The organism is Bacillus cereus group sp. MYBK220-1 (assembly GCF_051916445.1).
Lineage (GTDB): Bacteria > Bacillota > Bacilli > Bacillales > Bacillaceae_G > Bacillus_A > Bacillus_A cereus.
Genome location: NZ_JBQAGQ010000007.1, coordinates 70,506 through 91,106 on the forward strand (window position 1 = coordinate 70,506; position 20,601 = coordinate 91,106).

Here is a 20,601-nt window from a genome sequence, read left to right on the forward strand (position 1 = left end):
AATTAGAAATGAACATTAAATTTAATAAAAAAGTAGCAGCATTCACGGCAGGATTAACGGTGTTATCTTCACCATTGGTATCGTTCGCAGAGGAACAACAATTAGTAAACAATAAGCAACCTACAAACGTTCAGGAACAAAGTAAAACAACATCAGATGAACAGGCTTTAAAAAGTATTGAAGCTAGTTTTGAAGAGGTAGACGGACGTGGTGGAGGTACTGTCGACAATAAGAAAGTAGATAGTCTTCAACGCTCAGAAGGTATTCATGAAGAAACAGGTACACTAACTGTTCCTAACAATTCAAACAGAACAAAACGTAGTCTGTCTCCTATATCACCTAGCACCTCTAGTACAATAAATGGTGTTCCATTCACTGAATGGATTGTTCCAGCAGGTAACGATAATATTCGTCCTCAAAACTACATGAGTCCAAAGTATATTACAATTCATGAGACTGATAATACAAGTGTAGGAGCAGGGGCTAGAAACCACGCTCAATACCTGTATAACCAAGCAGTAGGGAACACAGACCGAGCTGCATCGTGGCATTTTACAGTAGACGATAAAGAGATTTATCAACATCTACCATTAAACGAGAACGGATGGCACGCAGGAGACGGTGATGGTCCAGGTAATAGAGAATCTATTGCAATTGAAATCGCAGTTAACAGTGACGGTAACTATAGTAAAGCAGTAGATAATGCTAAGAAACTTGTAGCTTATTTAATGAAAGAAACTGGTGTACCGTTAAATAACATTGTAAAACACCAAAGATGGAGTGGTAAAATCTGTCCTGCTAATATGATTAATAATGGACAATGGGATGCATTCGTAAATGGCGTTAGTGGGTATTATAATAATCTTTATCAACCAAAAGATGACATTACTGGAGGTTGGTATGAAGAAGCTATTCGAGAGTTAAATAGAAGAGGTATTATGATAGGGGAAGGAAACGGAGTTTTCGCACCTAATAGAGCGATAACAAGAGCCGAATTTGCTCAATTAATCTCTAAATCTCTAAACCTGCCAGCTGGAGATGCTTCATTTAAAGACCTGAACGATGCAAATTCAACTTTACGGGATGGTATTAAACGTACTGCAAGTGCAGGTATCATTCAAGGTAGAGGAGATGGTTATTTTGACCCAAACACACCTATTACAAGAGAAGAATCAGCAATTATTGTAAACAAGGCTTTACAGTATAAAGATATATGGGGACCAGTTGTAAACCTACCATTCTCAGACAAAGACCAAATTATTTATAAAGAAGACGTACAAAGACTGTATGGCCTAGGTATTGTAAAAGGTAAGGGTGACAATCAATACGACCCTAAAGGAACAACAACTCGTGGTGAAACAGCAACATTCATTCTAAATATGCTACAAGTAATTGAAAATGGTAGTGTTGAAAAGGTAATTGGAACAGCTCAAATTAATGGTATTGGGGTAAATGTTCGAAGCGGATCAGGTACAAACTATTCTATTGTTAGAAAAACAAGTAAAGGCGAAAAAGTTACAGTATATGAAGAAAAGAATGGTTGGCTAAGAATTGGAACAGGTCAGTGGATTTATTATGACTCTAGTTATATCGACTATAACAGATTATAAAAGACTAAATAGTTAAAAGAACAGGTCTTATTTGATATATAACCTAATCTCAGGTTGTGAAGAAGAATTTCTCCACAACCTGTTTTTGTGTCTGGGCCCCTCTTTACCTACCAATACTGATAAAAAGAAGAAAAGGAGAGATTCATTATGATGGGTGCATCGAAAAATCACCGTGATCAGCGTGTATACAATTTAAAAACTAATGTTTTTCTAATAATTAAGTAGGGATTACCGTACATGGCTATCCAACTCATATTTTGAAATACCTCAAAACGAAAAAATGGGCTTTTTTATTTTGAGATATTTGCTTTTCTTAGCTTGATAGCAATGTGGCGCTACCCTTATATGGACTAAAAATCATTAAATGTTAATTTTATTTTGATTGCCGATATATTCAATCGCCATCCAGCCATTTTTGGGTATATTCGATAAAACGTTTTGTCGCTGGTAATGCGTGTTTAATTGAAGTAAGTGACAACCCAAGCGATCGTGTAGGTTTGTCTTCCAATTCCACAACCGTAACATTTTCGCATTGTCCTTGTAATGCGAGTTCAGACATGACACTGATTCCAAGCCCGTTCTCCACCATCGCGACAATCGCATAATCATCACCGGTTTCAAATTGGATATCGAGATGAACCCTAGCAGCTTCTAATACTTTCCTAACATCGTAACCACATGAAGAAGCAGGCATAATAAAAGGCTCATTCTCGAGCTGATCGTACTGAATTATAGATTGTTTACTTAATGAGTGATTTTTAGGAAGGACACATAGCATTCGATCTTTTCTTAGTGGAATAGATTCCAGATGGCCCGACGATGGTAGTGACATAAAACCTAAGTCAATCACCCCTTGTTGAATCCACGTTTCAATCATTCCATAATCACCTTCCATTAATTTGATTTCAATTCGAGGATATTCCAAGTGAAATCGATGAATGATTGCAGGCAACCAGTGGATAGAAACGCTTGTAAAGGTTCCAATGCGCAAGGTTCCTGCAACTATCCCATTAATCTCTGCAATAGTTTGCTTCAATCGCTCATTATGATTTACTACTTCACGAACATGCGTTAAAACACGCTCACCATTTTCCGTTAATCGAACTCCTGTTTTATTCCGGGATAACAGTTGAAAACCATACTCCAATTCAAGACTTCTAATCGCATGGCTGACACCTGACTGAGTCACATTCATTGCTTCGGCCGCTCTTGATAAGTTCCCCATTTCAACCGTCTTCAGAAAGATTTCTAACTTAGTCAGACTCATCGATTCTCCTACTTTCTCATGTATGAATTTTGTTCAAGTATATCATTACATATATTCGTTTTACTAATACTTGAATCACAATTAAACTAAGTACATAAAAATTTTAAAGGAGAACTAAAAATGAAACCAATAAAGGCTAATCTTATGATCTTACTTGTTACAATGACCTGGGGTACTTCCTACCTTTTTATGAAAATCGGATTGGAAACTGTCCCTTCATTTTCTCTTGTTGCATTACGCTTTGGTATTGCTTTTTTGGTTTGTGCTGCTGTTTTTTTTAAACAATTTCGTTCAATTCATTTTGTCACCTTAAAATACGGCTTTATTCTAGGATTTTTACTTTTCGTTGTATCTGCTTCAGTCATCTTAGGTTTAAAAACGACATCAGCTTCAAATGCTGGTTTTCTAGCCAGTTTGACCGTAATCTTTATCCCTTTATTATCTATCGTTCTGTTTAAGGATCGACTGAGCTACAGACTAATCATTAGTTCCCTTGTTGCAATGACTGGAATTGGTTTACTGACTTTGAATAATCAATTAACACTTAATTCTGGAGATTTACTCTGTATACTCGCTGCTCTCTTTTATGCTTTTCATATTATTGTCACCGGAAGGGCGGCTAAAGTTGCCAATACATTGCAGCTTGGAATTCTTCAGTTGGGATTTGCAGGAGGGTTTGGCGTACTCTCTGCCCTGATTTTCGAAGAGCCGCAACTTCCATCCACTAAAGAAAGTTGGATCGCTGTACTGGTATTAAGTATATTCTGCAGTGCTCTTGCCTACATCATTCAGGCGATGGCACAGAAATACACAACACCGACACATACAGGACTCATTTTTTCATTAGAACCTGTATTTTCTGCACTATTTGCATACCTATTCATGAACGAAGTATTGTCACTCAAAGGGTATATTGGAGCATTCCTTATTCTAAGCGGTGTTATACTTGCTGAGATAAAAGTAAAACGAAAATCTACATTTAAAGCAAAAAAGAGAGAGATGGAATGCACAGATTAGTAGTATTAATCTTAATTTCTATCTATTATAATTTTTTATTGAAAATAAAATTCTAGTACAAGTAAGCTTTTATAATTGATATGTTTATGAATTTTAATCAATCTTTTTTAAATTTACATTCAAATTTTTAACATGGGAATCCATTTTGATTAATCTTTTTTCAAATTGGATCCTTTTTAGTGCTCATTCAATAATGATTTTCAAAGCATGTATAATCAAACTTTATTCCAAGCCAACAATAACATGTTTTGTTTATGGTCCTTACTCCATTCCATCTGGCTTGCAACACGTTTACGTTATCCTTACCCCATTCACTCTAACTTGTAACATGTCTGCATTACCCTTGCTCAAATCATAGTAAATATGATATATCCAGCAGCTTAAGTCTTTTAATATATTATTAAAAAAGGATATGCTTAATTGCATATCCACTATTAGAATAGTATACATTTCACCTATTCCAAACTTTCTTCTTATTTATATACTTACCTTCGCTTTTCCAATATCCTGTTTTTTAATTAAATCTAAGTAAAAATGTGAGACAGTTGTGTTGTAATAAGGAGAAATAAAAATAAATGATAGATTAAATGTAAACATTCCGATAAATGCAGATAATAAAAACCAACCAATAAATGATAACCAAAGAACAAATAACTTTAGCTTTTGTCCTTTCATTATTCTTTTACTTTCTCTCAATGCTTCACTTGCTGTATAATCAGGATTCTCTACTAATATGTAATACGACATGGAATAAGAAAAAAATTTAATAATACCTGGAACAATTAATAAGAGACTCCATAAAAAAAGAAAAATAGCTTGCAGCAGCCCCAATTTCATTGATTTAAATACATTCTTCTTTTTAAATCCCGAAAATACATCGTCTACCTTAGCATCTTCTTTTTTCCCTAAGTGTAAAGTAAAAACAGAATATCCATAATTGAAGATACCTTGTATGACACTATAAATTAGGAAACAAACCCCACCTAAACCAATATAACTTAGAATAAGTACAGCAAGTGCTGTTGGATCTACTTGTGGTTCCCCACCAATTGAATAAATAAATAACACATCCGGGCCAATTATCCCGATAAACAGTGCAAATATTAAATACATAAAAGTGGCGATTGCTGATGCACTTAAGGTTGGTACAAAATAGAATAAAGCTGATACTCCTATACCTACTCCCCATTTCCCATCTAACGAATTAAGTGCTGCTTTCTTAAAATTTCTTGTCATGCTTGTATTCCCTCCTTTTTTCTTATTTTGCTTTACTAAAAACATAAAAGAACTTGTAGCAGGCCCCGCTACAAGTTCTTTTAGCAAAATACTTTAGCTCATCGAAAAATTATTTATTCTATACAATCGGGGATAATGCCTAAAATATGGTTTATTAACATCATTATATAACATAATTATGAAATTTTGTTAAAAATTCTATATATTTAGACAAATAATTCTTCACTTTTTTACTAATTTTTTATTTTCATGTAGTTTTATCTATTGAAAATAAGTATAAAACCTCTGCGCGGGGTAGCACTACATGCCCATCAAGCTAGAATTTTAAAGTATCCCCTACCATCTTCTACATGTAGTTATCCTATCATAAGAGTTGATGACATGAGATTCGAAAACGGAAGACAACTTAAACTAACCAAAGTTTACATACGTAAAAACGGTTGTTGTTGTCAAACAAGCGAACTGATTAATTACCATAATCCTTCTTATAAGAAGGACAAAAAATGAGGTCTCGCCACATTGCCATCAGCCTAAGAAAACAGGTCACCCCCAAAACGATAAATAAGCTTTTTCGTTACTAGAAAGCCTAAAAATTTTGTTCTGGGGGTGTAATAAAACTTTAGCTCGATGGGCATGTGGCTGTACCTAAATATTTCTTAATATGGTAAAATAATATTTTATTGGCGTCCAATACATATTATTAAAATTAAGATGGTTCAAGTCGGAGGAAGGCACCTTTGGCTGTCTTTTCTTTATGCATAAAAAAGCCTCATCTTCCTATAAAAAAGATAAGGCCTTTATATACTATTTATTATCCAATTCATCAGTTTTATTATAAACACATTTAGCTTCTCCAAAAAGACCACCTGTGTCCCATTCGCCACCATAATGAGCACACTTCAAAGGTGTACGATCGTTTCGCATACTTGGATTTGAAGGTGGTTCATAGCCATTATTTACAATACTACCAACAATAAGTATCCCTCCGATTACAAATACCACAGCAACGATTAAGAGTGTTTTCCCATTAGGACCGGTAACAATGTCGTCTACAACTTCTTTTGCTTCTTGCTGAGTTTCACCTTTTGAAAATAATGAAAGAATAATAGAGATTATAAATATGAAAAATAACACTATTATAAATACCATTACTTATGTACCTCCCTAATATATATGTACCTTTAATTATCCAGTAATTTTCTTGCACCTTCTATCAGCCTAAGTAACTGGAATGCTTAGTTCAATAAAAGCCAAATGATAAAAATTACTCCAGTAACTGCTGCAGATCAAAAAAAACCTACCAACATTTTTCCCTCTGGACCATTAATAAGCTCTTTTAAAACTTCTTTTGCTATTCGCTGACCTTTACCACTTAAAGATATCGAAAGAATAAAGAATATTACTACTAATACAAATGAAGAAATTATTAGCTCCATGACTTTTGTACCTCCCTATTATATGTGTGCTATTAATTAACCAATAATTGCCTTATACATTATATCAGCTAGGGTACACGGAAGTGTAACAAATTATTTTTATATTTTAATGTATTGATCGATATGTTAAAAAAAGACACCGCATGATTCCTTAGCGTACGAAATTCGCGTAATGTCGGCGGGACCCCATGCCCATCAAGCTTAACAAAACAGGTTGCCCCAAAAACGATAAAAATGAACTTCTTTGCGATAAAAAACACAAAATTTTCGTTAAAGGAGAAGCTCAAAATCTTAATTTGATGGGCTGAATCCCGTATTCCTCCTTTTCGAGGTGGGCAAAAACATCCGTATCAAAAATCTACAAAAAAAGAGAAGCTTAAAGAATACAATCTTATCTTTAACACAAGGAGAAAAAAGCAGAATCTGTTTGATTAAAAATATGTTTTAGACTATTGAAACAGTAGTTGTAGACTGACAATATGTTTTCTGTACCCGAAGGATAATGTGTTAGACGAGATGACTGGGATAAACGCATAAGAAAACCACCTGTGAGAGCGGTCAATTTTTTAGTAATTAAGTTCATGTTTCCATCGAAAAAATGCACCTTAACGAGGAGCATTAAGATATGTATTGTTCACTTTAATGCTTTTATTATGTTATCTACAAATATTTTATCGATTTCATGTCCATGGTTTATTTGTTCTGGGTCCATAAGCAATGCTTTTGATCTATCTTTGTCAATCCACAAATGATACGTCTGGGTAGTTCCGTTTAAATAATGAACATTGATTTTAAAATTTGGTTCTTTTATGTTAGATGGATTTGTTGGGGTATCGAAGTGAGTGAATTTGATAGCATTCAAGAAGTCTCCAATCTCTAAATCCTTAACAAATATGTATTTTTTATCACCCTCAACTTCAATAAATTCAACAGGTTTATTTTTTATGGAGTGTGATCCCTCACCATCCTTCGCTGTATATTGAAGTATAATACCATCTTCTGACTGGGTGCAATCTCTTAGCATATATGCAAGACCATGTGTTTCTTGAGGAGTAACGAACTTATTACATATATCCTTTCTATTGTCGTTTTTGTACTTGTGAATAAAAGTAAATTTCTCATTCTGATAAGTTACAGTGTCTACACTCGGTACTTTGGCCTCCTCGTCAATTAAATAATTTTTAATGTGTATCTCGTCATTTTTCTTATCTTTTACATTTTGAGAAAATGTTTCAAATCGTTCTAGATTTCTAGATTTTTCTTTAGGTATGTGTATTACAATCTCATTTTTACTCGCTTCAGAAGATGCTTCTTCATTACCACATGCAGTTAAAGAAGCGAGCGATAAGCATATTGCTCCAACAATTAATGTTTTCTTCAAATTGAGCTCCTCCTTTCAATATATTGTAAATTTAATTATATCAATGATTAACTATTTTCCCCTAAAAAATTTATCGATACGAATCTTTTCCGTATCCCATCATCATTAAGTTAAAGCAAAGATGTATCCATAAACGTGTAATTTTTTTAGCGTCTTTTGAGAAATCAGATGATGAGAATTCACTGGCTTGCTTTTCATTATAAAGATAAAATTTAAATTTCTTAGGTTCGTTTATTTTTTGTAACTCTTCATATAAATTAAATGCAATATTAATTTCCTGTTTACTAGCGTTGCTGTCTTCTTTTATATGAGTTAGTTTAAACGCTTTCTCTATTAAATCTGTTCTTAATTTTAAAATCGTAATCATATCACTTTTCAAATCAAAATATTTAATTAAGGTTTTACACTTTCTCAATATTACAGTATTAGATTTCTTATATAATAAAATTATTCTCTTTATTTATTTTATGTATCTGTTCCCTTTGAACCCTACTATTATAGGGTTCCTTTTTTTATAATCATATATTTATTAATTAAGTTATCAATTTCCTGACTTAAATAGAGGACTTTCGTATGACTAAAGCCATGTTTATTTACCAATTCTACTAATTCTAATTTTTTATTTTCTATTAAATCCTTTAACTTCGCTACTAACATAAACTTGTTTTTTTCACACTCCCTCTGAGCAAAATAAAAAGAGCTGCTCCCAGCTCTTATATACTAAAATCTTTATTATTGCAGTGTAAAATTTTCCATATTCTATTATAAATGAATATATATAACGCTAACAACAATAATTTCTAGTGTATAAATAAAAAGCAGCAATATTTAATTACTGCTACTCTTTTTAAATTCATTATTTATAAAAAGTATTCTTCCGGTCCATCAGCCTCACCATATCAAACTTCCAGCCTTATAATATGTGCTGCTACTTCCTTTAAAACCACATTCATAAATAATATGATAGGTGCCACGTTATGTTCTGGATCTCTGTAGTTCTTGAGATTGACTATAAATGACCATTCATTATCTTTTAAATTTGTATAATAATCATTCTCTTCTTCCCAGGTTCCTATGTGCCACCTCATATATAGAAAATCATCTTCTGCAAATGCTTCATTTATCTGTTTCTTTGTAAATGGAATATCTTTACTATGATTAACTTTTATATATTCTTTAACAAATGGAAACTTTAAAGCAGCTTCTTGTATTTATTAATTCCACCAATCCTTTATATCCATCTTTTATAATTACTTTATCTCGAAAGGCTGTATACATTTCAAAAGAAATTTTCTTCACCCTCTTAAATTCATTATGAATTTAATTAACATATATACTTAACTACACAATAGAAGGTTTTAGAAATCTTATTACGTTTCCCTTTTCATTAAATTCACTCTCATTGTTACAATTCTTTGAGGTAAGATCCACTATATAACTCTCTGAAATTTTAAAAGTTCTTTCCTCATTAAACATTGTCAAAGGGACTGATACTCCAACATTATTATCTAAATGACTTAGTACCATTACAGGGATAGTTTCTCCTTTTAACAAATCAACATATGAGGTCTTAACTTTATAATAATGTCCTTCTAAAAAATGCATTTTTCCGTTTATTAAATCCACTGCAACGCCATTATTACAATACGCTAAGCTTTGATTTGAAAAATGAATATCCTCCGATACTTTAATAAATTTCATTGTTTTATTATCAAATATATAGTAACCATCTCTTACTACAAAAAGATTATGTGGATTGATAAACTCTAGCAGATAATGCGTAATTTCAAAGCTAGTATCTCCCTCAATCATTTCTCTGTATTCTACATAAAGTTTTTCTAACTTTTTAAATGTACTTAGTTTGATCCCGTGATTTGGTCTTGATGCAAGTGTTAAGTCATCTAATACCCATTTACCCACATATGTTGACGTTGGAATCATTTACAATTTACCCCCTTCAAAATTCTATATATGAACATATAAACTATTTAAATTTAATAAGTTGGGCTCTACTTAAAGTATAGGCAGAATCTATTTAATAACTAAGATAATTCTCTAACTTTTTCATATTTACTTCTTATAAATTATAATTATCAAACTCCTACTATGAAATTTTTAATAATCAAAAAATTAATACAATTTGATGTAGCTATTTGGCTGTATAAAAATAAATCAACTATCAATTAACTGGATTTACACTTTAAAAAATGTACAAATCGTTCCTATTATTTCGAGACAATTCAAATATTTGAAAAGAAAACCCTACACAGAAAATCATATATGGATATTATGATTATATTTTATGTAATTACATGTGAGATTCTAAACGATATTTACGTCCTTTCAGAGACAGTATGCCCTTGATTATTTGGTGTATAAAAATATATTAAACATATAGTACGTGAAATTTTTAAAGAACACTTTAGGAGGTTTTTAGTACATGGAAAATGTTGTTCTAATTATACGGAATTCAGATTTATTAAAATCTATGGATAAGATATTAGCTAATTCTAAATCTGCAGAAAAAGTACATGAATTACTAAATACGTCAAAAACTAGAATTTATTGTTTTGTCTAATTCAATAAGCACGAATATCATCACATTCAGTATCTATATAGTTTAACTCTACAAATTGCACATCTTTTTGGCGATTTAACAATTCTATTTTATTCATATTGTTCCAATCAAATACTTCTGCATGAGAAACTAAGCATTTTGCTTTCACAGTAGTTGTAATTCTCAGAAGTTGTTCTCTATTCTGCCATGTTGATATAAGACATGGCATCTCTAGCTCAATTAAAACTTTTTCTCCTACGGTAAAAAAATTCATTACACTGGGTGCATCTGATTCAAAAATTTCACATTCTGTTGTTTTTGAAATGACTTCTGCCCAACCATTTAAATAGTCAATACCTTTTAGCATAATGGGCAGCTGCTCTATCATTTCAACTTTTTGTGTTATAACCTCCAATAATAAGGTTTCAGCTAAAATATCAATCTTTTCTTGTTCCAATATTAAATTCCCTCCTTAATCGACGAAACAAAGAAATATTTTCTATATTATATTATGAATTGATCTATAAAAGAAAAATAAATGAATGCTCTATACAATTCTATTTAACATAACGCATTATAATCGATAGCAAGAAAAAAACGGATCCCTCCTCTAAAAAGGAATCCACCCTTTCATCATGTACTTCTATACTTAATTTATTTTCTTTGCTCTTGCAACCTTCCACAAAGCCACAATTAGTATAAGGAGTGGTATTCCCTGAATGAAGAGAAATCCTCCCGAAAAATAAAGCACACGACTCACTAGAGGAGGCGCTGTTGCCGACTCACCCGCAAAATAAGCCCCATAATTAGCCGCCACACCTGCATAATCAGCTATCCCACCTATAAGAAAAGCCGCTGGACTTGTGATTAGATTTATCCCTAAACAGACCATTATCGATGATAGGTTTTTAGTCTTAATTTTTGGTGAAACAGACAAGAAAAATAAGAATAACGCAGTGCCGTTTATAAGAAGTAGTGGTATTACATAATAAATTCCCATAATTCCCCTCCATGGCTTTAATTGTACCATCAGCAAGGATTGATTTGAACAAATAGGGTATTTATGTAAGTCAGATATAGTGTCTCATTATCAGTAACAAGAAAAAAAGCCCTGATCAGGGCTTTTTTTAAGATTACTATCATGAAATTTTTAATTGAAGAAAGACATGATTAGATTGATGCATCTTTTTTTGATGTCTGTTTTGTGAAATCATACAAAGCGATTGCACCTAAAAGAACAAGTATACCTCGAGGAGCATCTATCAAAATAGTTTCCCACATTTCTGGCATTGTCCATTTAATATCTGCTGTTGATGCAAGATATGATTGAAAATAACCGATTGAAAAATCAATTATACATAAAAATACAAATATTGTTAGACCAATTCGAATTAATTTCTTATTTGTAAACATATAACACCTCTCAAAACCCATTGGATATTTTTGATTTAAGGTTTTATATATATAAAAATCTTTATATATAATTTTAACATACAAAAAACCCAAATAAATACAATATGCATATTTGCATATTGTAAACAGTATTCCATGATGGTTAAGAAATTCCTACAAGTAAAAAAAGAGCCCACTAGGACTCCTTTTTATTTTAAATTTTAATAGTTAATTATAGCTTGTCCAGCCGGATACCAGGTTCCGTTATTTGCTAGGGCGAAACCATAGACAGTCTGACCAGAGCCTATTTTTTGTTTAACATTATTTAATGATTCATATCCATATGCCTGATAACCATTCCCGCTTTGTGGATATGCTACTGCTAATGTATTATAATTATTTGGATTCGAATAGCTATTTGTCCAAGCTATTTTTTGATAATACGTTGAAGTGAATGGATTTTCTAAGCCTTTTACAGCAAACTCAACAGTGCTCCCATAGACATTAACAGTAGTATACGCCGTACTTAAAGTATTTAAGTCTGCAACCTTTTCCTTACTTAAAGTTGGTGTGTTTTCTGCCGCCATCACACCGCCAGCTCCAGATAACATGACCCCAGTCGCTAATGCTCCAATTGCTAGTTTCTTTAACATAAAAAATCCCCCTTTAATAGTTTTATAGCTTGCACCTTCATCATACTTTTGATTTTTGTTTATGTAAATATATTACAATTTTAGAAACATAAAACTATTTATTGCGAATGTTGAGTTAAGATATGTTGTCTGATAATAACGATAGATGGTTATTATCATATGAAAAAGTCCTACATTAAGTAGGACTAAATAGCCTTAGCAATCTCATAAATAACGGAATCATTTGCACCACTTTATAACCGATACCTGCCCTTGAAATTAGACTGAATCCTCGCTCCTGACTACCAACCATAATGAACAAACTACCACATAACGCTACAACGGATGCTATTGGGTATGACACCACTTTAATTAAGAATATAACCGGTTCAAACGCATTTACAATACGATTGTATAATTGGCCCTCTATATAATTCTTTATCTTTCCGTCGTTTGATTGGACATCTTTAAATACCTCATTCACATCCGGATTTTAACCATCAGCAAATACATGAGGAATATCTATAATATTGCTGAATATAATTACACTGCCAATCATAATTCTCATTCGCGCCGCCACGGGTGCGTATTTTTTGCATCCTTTTTGAACAAGCTCCACTTTTTCTTCGTGCCATAGTTACCATATGGATCATCTCCTTATTTTTAAATGTCCATTTTGTTCAATAAAAAAAGAACACTATAAAGTGCCCTAAGCTTCTGAGTATAAAATATACGACAATGCCTTGCCCGTTCTAATGGCGCAACCTAAAAGAGCTTTATAGCGGAATATATATAGCTCTCGGAAAAGGAATAAGTTGGTTGGCATTGACTCGATATTGTATGTTTGGGAATTCCTTATGTGCAATAAAAAAGCTCTATACCTATTTATAGAGCTCTTTAAGTGAGTAACGGTGTATTTATATTGACCTGATATTAGATGATAAAAGCCTCCTTATGTACAAACGAAAGAGAGCACTCCCCCAATAAGTGCTCTCCCTTGAAAAAATATAGGGGAACATGTTGGAAACCGTTCAGTGTCATTATATGATTATTCTCATTCCCAACTATGCCTAAGTCATGTATTAAAGGGGGTTAATGTGTAATTTCTATACAACAAAGAAAAAAGCACCCGAATGGATGCTTAAATTAAACTTATTCATTATCAATATCTCTACTTTCATCATTAACTGATTTAGGGTCTAACATGATTCCTATATCCGGCGGCAAAATTAACTCTATACCAGCTACTGGTTGATTGTCCTCATTAAAATAATACTTCTTTATCTTATTCAATTCTTCATTTTTCTTATTTTCACTCATATTATCCCGCCTTTTATGTATGATATTAAAAACTTTTCTTAATATGTACATTGAGAAAGATAATATACTATTTTTCAACTCTCACACAACTTATAAAATTTTCACATAATAAAAGAACACCCATAATTGATAGGTGCTCTGATATATAAAGTGGTATCCATCCACACATTCCAATATATGCTCGTCCATCTCGAAAGATGCAAACAAAAAAGCACCTAAATAGGTGCCTTTTCGAAACGTATAACGCGAGTAGCCCCCACCACTCTGTATGGTTCCGTTATCCATTAGACCTTTAATAATTTGTGTTTCTTATTAGCCATCTTCTCTTTTGCTGCTTCAATGCTATTTACTAATTTCTTATGGTCCTGATCAAATTGAATCATTCCATCAAACATAGCTGGTGCTACTGCTTCTTCAACATAAGGAAGAAACAAATTGCTCCCATCTTCTCCGCTTTCTCCAGGTAATCCAATTGATGCTGTGCAATGTTCTTCAAATCAAAACGTGTATCTTTCTCTGTAGACTTCGCTTCAAATGCGATAGCTCGCTTATACACACCGTCATAGTCTACTGTACTTTTAGCTTCATAAAATTCATTTAGTACACGGCCACCTTTATTTAATACCTTCACAGGAGCCGGGCGCTTGCTTATAAGCACCACTCCCCCTCTTTGATACATTTTTTTCATTCGCTAGATTGATAAGCATTCCAAATGCAATCCCACGGTTTCCTAGTCTCGTTGTTACTCCTCACTTTCTATTAAAAGGAGTATTTTGTTCAGTTGTCTCCATTACATACAATAAACGTGCTTCATGATATAATATTTTCATTTACATAAATTTACTATTTCATAAAAGGAGGTAACTATTATGAAAAAATGGATTATTGCTATCATATATTGTTCTCTTTTAACAACATTTTCTTATTTATCTATTAAAACTGTACTTTTATCCGCTACTACCTCTACTTCATTCCCAAATCTTCATTTCTTTGCTGGAATGTTCGGATTAACCTTTGGCATTTGGCTATTCGTATTTGGAATACGAAAATATATTTTGTTTGCCACGGAGGATGAAAAAGAACGCCGAAAACTTAAAACCATGTTTTCTATTATTTCAGTTTTATCTTGCTACGTTGCAACTCTGTTATTTTTTATTTAATTCAGCCTACAGTTTGTACATATACTATTTCTGCCCCTGAATAAAACTCAATATTCCGTCAATACTGTAAACAACCCATTTCGAACCATATTCCATTACCTGAGCAGTTAGCTTTTGCTAGCTGCTCTTTATTTGTACAAGGTACTCAATTGACTGGCGCACATATAATATTCTGAGTTCCTTTCTTTATAAAATAGTCGTTATAAAATGAGACTCGTCACGAGAGCACTTTACTAAGTGCTCTTTTTATATTCCAACTTAATACAAAATAAAATTTTTATTCTAATCTTCTCTAACATCTTCCTTAATGAAAAACGACTCACAGTTTGTATAAGCCAAGCATATATTTACTTAGACAAGACATAGTTTTTTACTGTACATGTACAATTTTTGTGCATGTTTTTTTGTTCAATACAATAACTATTTTATTAAAAATCCTTAATGAGCTACTCCTTAAAGTTTTGTAATATTAATGTCACTAAAATCAATTTTTCCACTATAAACTCCTTACTATAATTTTCTATATACACAAACAAGGAGAGTGTTATATGAAAAAATCATTAGTTATATCTGTATTACTCGCACTATTTTCTAGTTTTGCTATTGGATGCGAAAGATCACCTACTATAAATAGAATGGGAACCGAACAATATTATGTACAGATAACAAACAACGGTGAGATAAAAGGGAACCAACGATTCTATACTTTATCTACTTATAATAAGGATGGGATAGAAAAAACAGTTACATTTGGAAGTGTAAAACCTGGAAATAAACCTCTTAAAGAAAATGCCTTCATCCGCCTTTATGTCAACCAAAAATATGACAACAATATTGAGATAAATCATAGAGAGTTGAACTACCCCCACTTTCACTTTGTTTAGAAGTGAGGGATTCCTAAGTAAAGAGTTCTATCGAACTCTAATTGATTAGGCTAACCCCGCAGTCCTTGCGGTTAGAAGCCTTATCGCTTCATTCTTTATATTGATACTTGCGTTAATATCCCTATCATGGTGTGTACGACAAGAAGGACAGTCCCATTCACGTAGGTTTAGATTTTTAACGTCTTTATTTTGATATCCACAACAAGAACATAATTGGCTGGAAGGAAATGTTTTCGATACGACAATGACTTGTTTGCCATACCATTTTGCTTTATATTCCAACATTGTTCGAAATTGTGACCATGATACCTCACTAATTGCTTTTGCTAACTTATGATTCTTTAACATATTCGATACTTGCAAATCCTCTATACCGATCACATCGTGGTTTTTGATGATTTCAGTTGAGATTTTGTGCAAGTAATCTTTCCTAGCATTTGATATGTATTCATGAATTCTAGCTACCTTTACTCGTTGTTTATTACAGCGAGAAGATCCTTTCATTCTTCTAGAAAGAACACGCTGCGCTTTCGCCAACTTATCTTCTAATAATCGGAAAAACTTCGGATTTTTATAAGGTTTACCATCTGACAAAATAGCGAAATCTTTTAGTCCTACATCTATTCCAATGTAAGAATGTGTTTTCGGAAGTTCTTGTACTTCTGTTTCAACTAATAGTGACACAAAATATCTGCCAGAAGGGTTTCGTCTAACAGTCGCATTTACAATACGTCCCTTTACTTTGCAGCTTTTGGAAAATCGAACAAGGCCTAGTTTCGGCAACTTTATTTTGTTCCCTACAACGGCAATGTTTTCATTTGTTTGTTTTGTGGTGTAAGATTGTACGTTATTCTTCTTGGATTTGAAACGCGGGGCACTATTTTGTTTTTTGAAAAATCGTGTATATGCATCCGCAAGGTTGCGAACAGACGACTGAATCGCAATACTATCTACTTCTTTGAGCCAAACAAACTCTTTCTTCATGGCAGGAAGTTTGGCAGAGCATGTACCATATGTTAAACCTTTTCCAGTCTCTTTGTATACGTGATCCCATAGGGATAGGAAATGATTGAATACAAAGCGAGAACAACCTATCGTTTTGTTAATTAGAATTGCTTGTGCTTGATTTGGATAGATACGAAACTTAAAGGCTTTATTAATTATCATTTAATTCACCTCCATTTCAGTATATGACTATTATATACCAAACGTACATTCGATAGGTAGTGGAGTAAAACTTTCTGTAAGTCGAACAATTAAGATGGCTTCCTGCCATCCCTTGTTCGAAGCCAATTCATCTCCCACCTACTCACTCGGCTGTGACCCTTCACGCTCCTTGAGGAAGGAGTCTTCTTGGCTAAAATGATAAAAACATAATAAAAAAGAGTGCGATTAAGATATGCACTCTCTCAAAAGAATTTACCACTCTCGATGGTCACCATGATCATGATTACGATCGCGGTCATGATCACGTCTACGACGACACTCATCACAATCGCAGTCACGTCTACAATGGCAGTTGTTAAAATCGTTTCTTCTGCGTCTACGACCACATCCGCAAAATACTAAATCATCCCAAAATCTATTACAATCTCGAGAATGCCCAAAATTATTATCCCATCCCATAGATATGATTCCCTCCTCTAAAATTAGAATTCATCATATTCTATGATTAAAAGTTAGAAATTGTTTGTTTACTAGTCTATGTTTCAGACTAATAATATTTCGATTTGCAAGTCTATCTCACCCCTTATCTTTCCTTAACATCAAACAAGACGCTAACCAGAACACGGCAGCGCCTACGATACTTACCATACACTTAATCTAAATCCTTTATTCTCACTTTATTTATTCTTTTGTTTCCAAACCCCATTCTCTTTACGATAAGTATTCTTGCCATCCATGAAGTCAGCTGTATTACCCGGAATGCTATATTTCTTATTTTTTTTCTTAGCCTTCTTTTTCAGTCTCTTCTCTTCTTGAATAGCTTGCAAATCCGCCTTCCATTGTTTCAACAAATCCTTTTCACGTCGCATCGAATTTGTACCCCTTGGATTAAAGTGTGAACTAAATAATTAGATTCTACCTATTTATATAGAATCCTTTAATTTGAATTTCCATTTTATTCAACCCTTCGTTTAACATGTACCAATTTATGTTTTTCCTTCTATATAGACCAACGATATATTATAATCCTTTATATACCCAAGGAGGTTTATCATGCTTAATTTTCATAAAATATTCCCCGTATTAGGATTCTTTTGGTTTTTATACGGTTTTATTGGTCTCATCTTTTTATTACTATTCCTTAGCGTGTCGTAACAGCGCGTATAAATACATGCTTAATGTGTAATTTCTTTATAACAAAGAAAAAAGCACCCGTTATGGCTGCTTGTGATTTTATGTTTTTAATATTTCAGGAATCTCTTCTGCTGTTAAATCATATTGTTATTCCTCACTTTTTATAAAAATGATTATTTCGTTAAGTTTCAATATGTAATATTGCATATTCTTTCCTTTCAATTTCCATACATGCAATAATTTTTTTATAAAAATACAAGATATTAGTAAGGATGATTTATATGAACAAATTCCGGAAGAGGATAATTAAATCTTTACAAACTTTTTGGGGATGCTTAGCATTTGGTGTATTAATGTTTGCTATCTTCTTAATTATGGATCTAACAGATACACCTTTAAATGCATTAAGTTGGAGAGATTGGATAGGTTCTACAATAGGTGCAGCCATTGTATCTGTAGGGATGTTTACTTTAAGTAAATTGGATTTAAAATAATTTTTCAGTCAATACTATATGTAGGCTGTATGCAAAAAATCATTTGAAATAGTTTTCTTTGTATCTCCTTGTATAGAGCAGTTAACTTTTGCTAACTGCTCATTTACTCGTGAGCATTATTGACAAGCTATCATATAATGTAGTCATGCCTTTCTTAAAATTAAGTTCGTCACTTGAATTATAAAAATGGGATTAAACCCTATAACCTTTTCAAGAATCAGCCATATTTTATTCCTGAAAAAGTGCTTTATTTTACTGAAAGGTGGTTGCGGAAACAACTGCCTTTTTGTATATGATAAAAGGATTATTTTTTTCAAATATTTACTACTAATGATCGATAAATATCTTATAATTGTTATATACGAAATAATTTGTTTAGGAGCAGATAAAATGCCAGTTACACTAGAACTTATTCTTTTTATTCTTATAGCAATTAGTGCTGTTGGCTATTTGATAAAAGAATCTCAAAAAACTAAGAAAAGAACACTTGGAATTTCACTAGAACTTTTAGTTCTTTTCTGGTCAATATGGAGAATATCGACTATTATAATCCAAATTTCGGAATATAATCTCTCGTGAATAAAACCCAATATTCCGTCAATACTTTATATGACATTAGATTTTCTCCCTGTTCCCCCTTGGAGAACCGAGCAGTTAGCTTTTGCTGGCTGCTCTTTGTCTGTAAAAATACACTCAATTAACAAGAAACGCATATAATATTCTGTGTTCCTTTCTTTATAAAATAAAGTAGTCTTCACAAAATGGATCTCGTCACGAGAGCACTTAATAAAGTGCTCTTTTTTGGTTTTAAAATAAACAAAATGAAATTTTTATTTATTTTTCTTTCATATATAATATTTTAATATTTGTTTATGATATAGTTGTAACTTTTGTACAACATATAGCTGTATCCAGTGAAACTTCTAAAATTGTACAACCGAGCAATTAGCTACTTTAGCTAGCTGCCTTGTTATGTAAAATAAGGCATTTATAAAAAGCTTTCTCAACACCCAACTGATGGAATCCAATTACCTTTTATGGTAATCTATTGGTAATCACGTAAAAATCTATCGTTCCATTAACAGGACCCGTCCCCCTAATCGGGTCCTGTTAAATGTTCTCTATTAAAATGGTGTTTTGGTTCGACTATCGTCTTTACTTCCCCACGTCCTACAATTCAATATGCAATATTACATATTTGGTATATCAAATTTATAAACATGTAATAATTGCTTTATACAATGTTTATAATTATTATCGAAAGGAGAATACTACATGTCTTTCTTTTCGTGGTCTCCTCTTATTTTCTTAACAGTTGTTGCAATCATCATTTCTATTAAAAAGACTAAGAAACAATAGCTTTAAATAGTTACAATAAGTTATTTTTAGGAGGTGTAGTTATGTCATTTGCAGCATGGAGTGCAATTTTTATGACTTTAATCGGAGCAATGTCCGGAGCAATCTTTGGTACAATTTCTTCTAAGAAGAGTAAAAATACCAATTAAAAATCAATTAATAAAAATGAATTTTTATTTTTGTGGCAGCTGAAACAATCTTAATATTTCAGCTGTCATTTTCTATTCAAATAACTATTTTTTTCACTTTTTTGATACATTTATGAAACATTTATGTGTTATCTTCAGTAAGTTCTTTTCTTTTCATAAATTGTGTGAATTATACCCACACAAGAAGCTCTAGATCCCTAAATCTAGGGCTCCTTCGTTTAAATAAATATTTTTTCAATTCGATGTATAGACAACTATATATTAAAATGTTAAAATATCGTTGTGATTCCCGTGTGGTTTCACATACGACTTTTTTCTTCGGTTATGGGGTTCTTACGTAATAGTAAGAGCCATTTTTTTATTCCAATAAGTTTTTTGTTAAAAATTTACACACACGTACTTTTCGATA

22 protein-coding genes and 3 pseudogenes are annotated in these 20,601 nt (G+C 32.4%); 6 read left to right on the forward strand and 19 right to left on the reverse strand.

All coding sequences use genetic code 11. The annotated features are described in order from the left end of the window. Positions 1-8: 8 nt before the first annotated feature. Entirely contained in the window at positions 9-1,610 is a 1,602-nt protein-coding gene (locus ACTFRU_RS23235; RefSeq protein ID WP_440037905.1) for an S-layer homology domain-containing protein, read from the forward strand. A gap of 394 nt (positions 1,611-2,004) precedes the next feature. Here the strand turns inward: ACTFRU_RS23235 and ACTFRU_RS23240 are convergent, their stop codons facing one another. Then, positions 2,005-2,877 (reverse strand): LysR family transcriptional regulator, encoded by an 873-nt coding sequence (locus ACTFRU_RS23240; RefSeq protein ID WP_313755498.1) that lies wholly within the window; start codon positions 2,875-2,877, stop codon positions 2,005-2,007. A 120-nt stretch (positions 2,878-2,997) separates the two neighbouring features. Here ACTFRU_RS23240 and ACTFRU_RS23245 point away from each other — a divergent pair, with 120 nt between their 5' ends. Further along, entirely contained in the window at positions 2,998-3,894 is an 897-nt protein-coding gene (locus tag ACTFRU_RS23245) for a DMT family transporter (protein WP_078385675.1), read from the forward strand. A 477-nt stretch (positions 3,895-4,371) separates the two neighbouring features. Here the strand turns inward: ACTFRU_RS23245 and ACTFRU_RS23250 are convergent, their stop codons facing one another. The 15 genes and pseudogenes from ACTFRU_RS23250 to ACTFRU_RS23320 all read right to left on the reverse strand — a co-directional run bounded on the left by ACTFRU_RS23250 (position 4,372) and on the right by ACTFRU_RS23320 (position 14,555). Beyond that, entirely contained in the window at positions 4,372-5,130 is a 759-nt protein-coding gene (locus tag ACTFRU_RS23250; RefSeq protein WP_078385678.1) for a DUF975 family protein, read from the reverse strand. Positions 5,131-5,934: 804 nt separating this feature from the next. Further along, positions 5,935-6,279, reverse strand: coding sequence for a hypothetical protein (locus tag ACTFRU_RS23255; protein WP_017656435.1), 345 nt, complete (start codon positions 6,277-6,279; stop codon positions 5,935-5,937). 137 nt (positions 6,280-6,416) lie between these two features. Continuing rightward, positions 6,417-6,566, reverse strand: a complete 150-nt coding sequence (locus tag ACTFRU_RS23260) for a hypothetical protein (protein WP_173602496.1) — start codon at positions 6,564-6,566, stop codon at positions 6,417-6,419. Positions 6,567-7,200: 634 nt separating this feature from the next. After that, positions 7,201-7,947 (reverse strand): DUF4362 domain-containing protein, encoded by a 747-nt coding sequence (locus ACTFRU_RS23265; RefSeq protein WP_098593052.1) that lies wholly within the window; start codon positions 7,945-7,947, stop codon positions 7,201-7,203. 70 nt (positions 7,948-8,017) lie between these two features. Beyond that, positions 8,018-8,314 carry a hypothetical protein gene (locus ACTFRU_RS23270; protein WP_239502861.1) on the reverse strand — a complete coding sequence of 99 codons (297 nt, stop codon included), beginning with the start codon at positions 8,312-8,314 and terminating at the stop codon, positions 8,018-8,020. A gap of 128 nt (positions 8,315-8,442) precedes the next feature. Further along, positions 8,443-8,604, reverse strand: a complete 162-nt coding sequence (locus ACTFRU_RS23275; RefSeq protein WP_048538488.1) for an aspartyl-phosphate phosphatase Spo0E family protein — start codon at positions 8,602-8,604, stop codon at positions 8,443-8,445. A 242-nt stretch (positions 8,605-8,846) separates the two neighbouring features. Next, positions 8,847-9,225 (reverse strand): annotated as a pseudogene (locus ACTFRU_RS23280) (hypothetical protein). 63 nt (positions 9,226-9,288) lie between these two features. After that, positions 9,289-9,888, reverse strand: a complete 600-nt coding sequence (locus ACTFRU_RS23285) for a hypothetical protein (RefSeq protein ID WP_087967516.1) — start codon at positions 9,886-9,888, stop codon at positions 9,289-9,291. A gap of 638 nt (positions 9,889-10,526) precedes the next feature. Further along, positions 10,527-10,961: a hypothetical protein gene (locus ACTFRU_RS23290; RefSeq protein ID WP_000434467.1), complete on the reverse strand. Its 435-nt coding sequence runs from the start codon at positions 10,959-10,961 to the stop codon at positions 10,527-10,529. Positions 10,962-11,153: 192 nt separating this feature from the next. Next, entirely contained in the window at positions 11,154-11,504 is a 351-nt protein-coding gene (locus tag ACTFRU_RS23295; protein ID WP_029948484.1) for a hypothetical protein, read from the reverse strand. 170 nt (positions 11,505-11,674) lie between these two features. Continuing rightward, entirely contained in the window at positions 11,675-11,938 is a 264-nt protein-coding gene (locus ACTFRU_RS23300; RefSeq protein ID WP_025118347.1) for a DUF3937 family protein, read from the reverse strand. A 179-nt stretch (positions 11,939-12,117) separates the two neighbouring features. Then, on the reverse strand, positions 12,118-12,549 hold the full coding sequence (locus ACTFRU_RS23305; protein WP_000914195.1) for a hypothetical protein: 432 nt from the start codon (positions 12,547-12,549) through the stop codon (positions 12,118-12,120). A gap of 175 nt (positions 12,550-12,724) precedes the next feature. Continuing rightward, positions 12,725-13,170, reverse strand: a pseudogene (locus tag ACTFRU_RS23310) (hypothetical protein); the annotation flags it as partial. 510 nt (positions 13,171-13,680) lie between these two features. Further along, positions 13,681-13,848, reverse strand: coding sequence for a hypothetical protein (locus ACTFRU_RS23315; protein ID WP_001293569.1), 168 nt, complete (start codon positions 13,846-13,848; stop codon positions 13,681-13,683). Between the two features lie 284 nt (positions 13,849-14,132). Next, a pseudogene (locus tag ACTFRU_RS23320) lies at positions 14,133-14,555 on the reverse strand (Holliday junction resolvase RecU). A gap of 162 nt (positions 14,556-14,717) precedes the next feature. Here ACTFRU_RS23320 and ACTFRU_RS23325 point away from each other — a divergent pair. Further along, positions 14,718-15,008: a hypothetical protein gene (locus ACTFRU_RS23325; RefSeq protein ID WP_440037906.1), complete on the forward strand. Its 291-nt coding sequence runs from the start codon at positions 14,718-14,720 to the stop codon at positions 15,006-15,008. A gap of 548 nt (positions 15,009-15,556) precedes the next feature. Then, complete coding sequence (locus tag ACTFRU_RS23330) at positions 15,557-15,892, forward strand: DUF1093 domain-containing protein (RefSeq protein ID WP_078386049.1); 336 nt, start codon at positions 15,557-15,559, stop codon at positions 15,890-15,892. A gap of 45 nt (positions 15,893-15,937) precedes the next feature. Here the strand turns inward: ACTFRU_RS23330 and tnpB are convergent, their stop codons facing one another. The 3 genes from tnpB to ACTFRU_RS23345 form a co-directional block, all read right to left on the reverse strand. After that, entirely contained in the window at positions 15,938-17,059 is a 1,122-nt protein-coding gene (gene tnpB / locus ACTFRU_RS23335) for an IS200/IS605 family element RNA-guided endonuclease TnpB (protein WP_078386048.1), read from the reverse strand. A gap of 252 nt (positions 17,060-17,311) precedes the next feature. Further along, positions 17,312-17,518 carry a hypothetical protein gene (locus ACTFRU_RS23340; RefSeq protein ID WP_078386047.1) on the reverse strand — a complete coding sequence of 69 codons (207 nt, stop codon included), beginning with the start codon at positions 17,516-17,518 and terminating at the stop codon, positions 17,312-17,314. Between the two features lie 218 nt (positions 17,519-17,736). Continuing rightward, entirely contained in the window at positions 17,737-17,928 is a 192-nt protein-coding gene (locus ACTFRU_RS23345) for a hypothetical protein (protein WP_071732262.1), read from the reverse strand. 546 nt (positions 17,929-18,474) lie between these two features. On the opposite strand from ACTFRU_RS23345, the gene ACTFRU_RS23350 reads away from it, so the two are divergent. Both ACTFRU_RS23350 and ACTFRU_RS23355 read left to right on the forward strand, forming a co-directional pair. Further along, the gene (locus tag ACTFRU_RS23350; protein WP_078386046.1) at positions 18,475-18,687 is read left to right on the forward strand and encodes a hypothetical protein; all 213 of its coding nucleotides are present in this window, start codon (positions 18,475-18,477) and stop codon (positions 18,685-18,687) included. Between the two features lie 390 nt (positions 18,688-19,077). Further along, on the forward strand, positions 19,078-19,266 hold the full coding sequence (locus ACTFRU_RS23355; protein ID WP_001145518.1) for a hypothetical protein: 189 nt from the start codon (positions 19,078-19,080) through the stop codon (positions 19,264-19,266). Positions 19,267-20,601: the final 1,335 nt, after the last annotated feature.

Coding starts and splice junctions, on each gene's coding strand:
- ACTFRU_RS23340 (WP_078386047.1), bottom strand. CDS start 17,518: ATGGGATGGGATAATAATTTTGGGCATTCTCGAGATTGTAATAGATTT.
- ACTFRU_RS23240 (WP_313755498.1), bottom strand. CDS start 2,877: ATGAGTCTGACTAAGTTAGAAATCTTTCTGAAGACGGTTGAAATGGGG.
- ACTFRU_RS23260 (WP_173602496.1), bottom strand. CDS start 6,566: ATGGAGCTAATAATTTCTTCATTTGTATTAGTAGTAATATTCTTTATT.
- ACTFRU_RS23245 (WP_078385675.1), top strand. CDS start 2,998: ATGAAACCAATAAAGGCTAATCTTATGATCTTACTTGTTACAATGACC.
- ACTFRU_RS23255 (WP_017656435.1), bottom strand. CDS start 6,279: ATGGTATTTATAATAGTGTTATTTTTCATATTTATAATCTCTATTATT.
- ACTFRU_RS23295 (WP_029948484.1), bottom strand. CDS start 11,504: ATGGGAATTTATTATGTAATACCACTACTTCTTATAAACGGCACTGCG.
- ACTFRU_RS23345 (WP_071732262.1), bottom strand. CDS start 17,928: ATGCGACGTGAAAAGGATTTGTTGAAACAATGGAAGGCGGATTTGCAA.
- ACTFRU_RS23270 (WP_239502861.1), bottom strand. CDS start 8,314: ATGATTACGATTTTAAAATTAAGAACAGATTTAATAGAGAAAGCGTTT.
- ACTFRU_RS23350 (WP_078386046.1), top strand. CDS start 18,475: ATGAACAAATTCCGGAAGAGGATAATTAAATCTTTACAAACTTTTTGG.
- ACTFRU_RS23250 (WP_078385678.1), bottom strand. CDS start 5,130: ATGACAAGAAATTTTAAGAAAGCAGCACTTAATTCGTTAGATGGGAAA.
- ACTFRU_RS23355 (WP_001145518.1), top strand. CDS start 19,078: ATGCCAGTTACACTAGAACTTATTCTTTTTATTCTTATAGCAATTAGT.
- ACTFRU_RS23285 (WP_087967516.1), bottom strand. CDS start 9,888: ATGATTCCAACGTCAACATATGTGGGTAAATGGGTATTAGATGACTTA.
- ACTFRU_RS23330 (WP_078386049.1), top strand. CDS start 15,557: ATGAAAAAATCATTAGTTATATCTGTATTACTCGCACTATTTTCTAGT.
- tnpB (WP_078386048.1), bottom strand. CDS start 17,059: ATGATAATTAATAAAGCCTTTAAGTTTCGTATCTATCCAAATCAAGCA.
- ACTFRU_RS23235 (WP_440037905.1), top strand. CDS start 9: ATGAACATTAAATTTAATAAAAAAGTAGCAGCATTCACGGCAGGATTA.
- ACTFRU_RS23300 (WP_025118347.1), bottom strand. CDS start 11,938: ATGGGTTTTGAGAGGTGTTATATGTTTACAAATAAGAAATTAATTCGA.
- ACTFRU_RS23325 (WP_440037906.1), top strand. CDS start 14,718: ATGAAAAAATGGATTATTGCTATCATATATTGTTCTCTTTTAACAACA.
- ACTFRU_RS23275 (WP_048538488.1), bottom strand. CDS start 8,604: ATGTTAGTAGCGAAGTTAAAGGATTTAATAGAAAATAAAAAATTAGAA.
- ACTFRU_RS23305 (WP_000914195.1), bottom strand. CDS start 12,549: ATGTTAAAGAAACTAGCAATTGGAGCATTAGCGACTGGGGTCATGTTA.
- ACTFRU_RS23315 (WP_001293569.1), bottom strand. CDS start 13,848: ATGAGTGAAAATAAGAAAAATGAAGAATTGAATAAGATAAAGAAGTAT.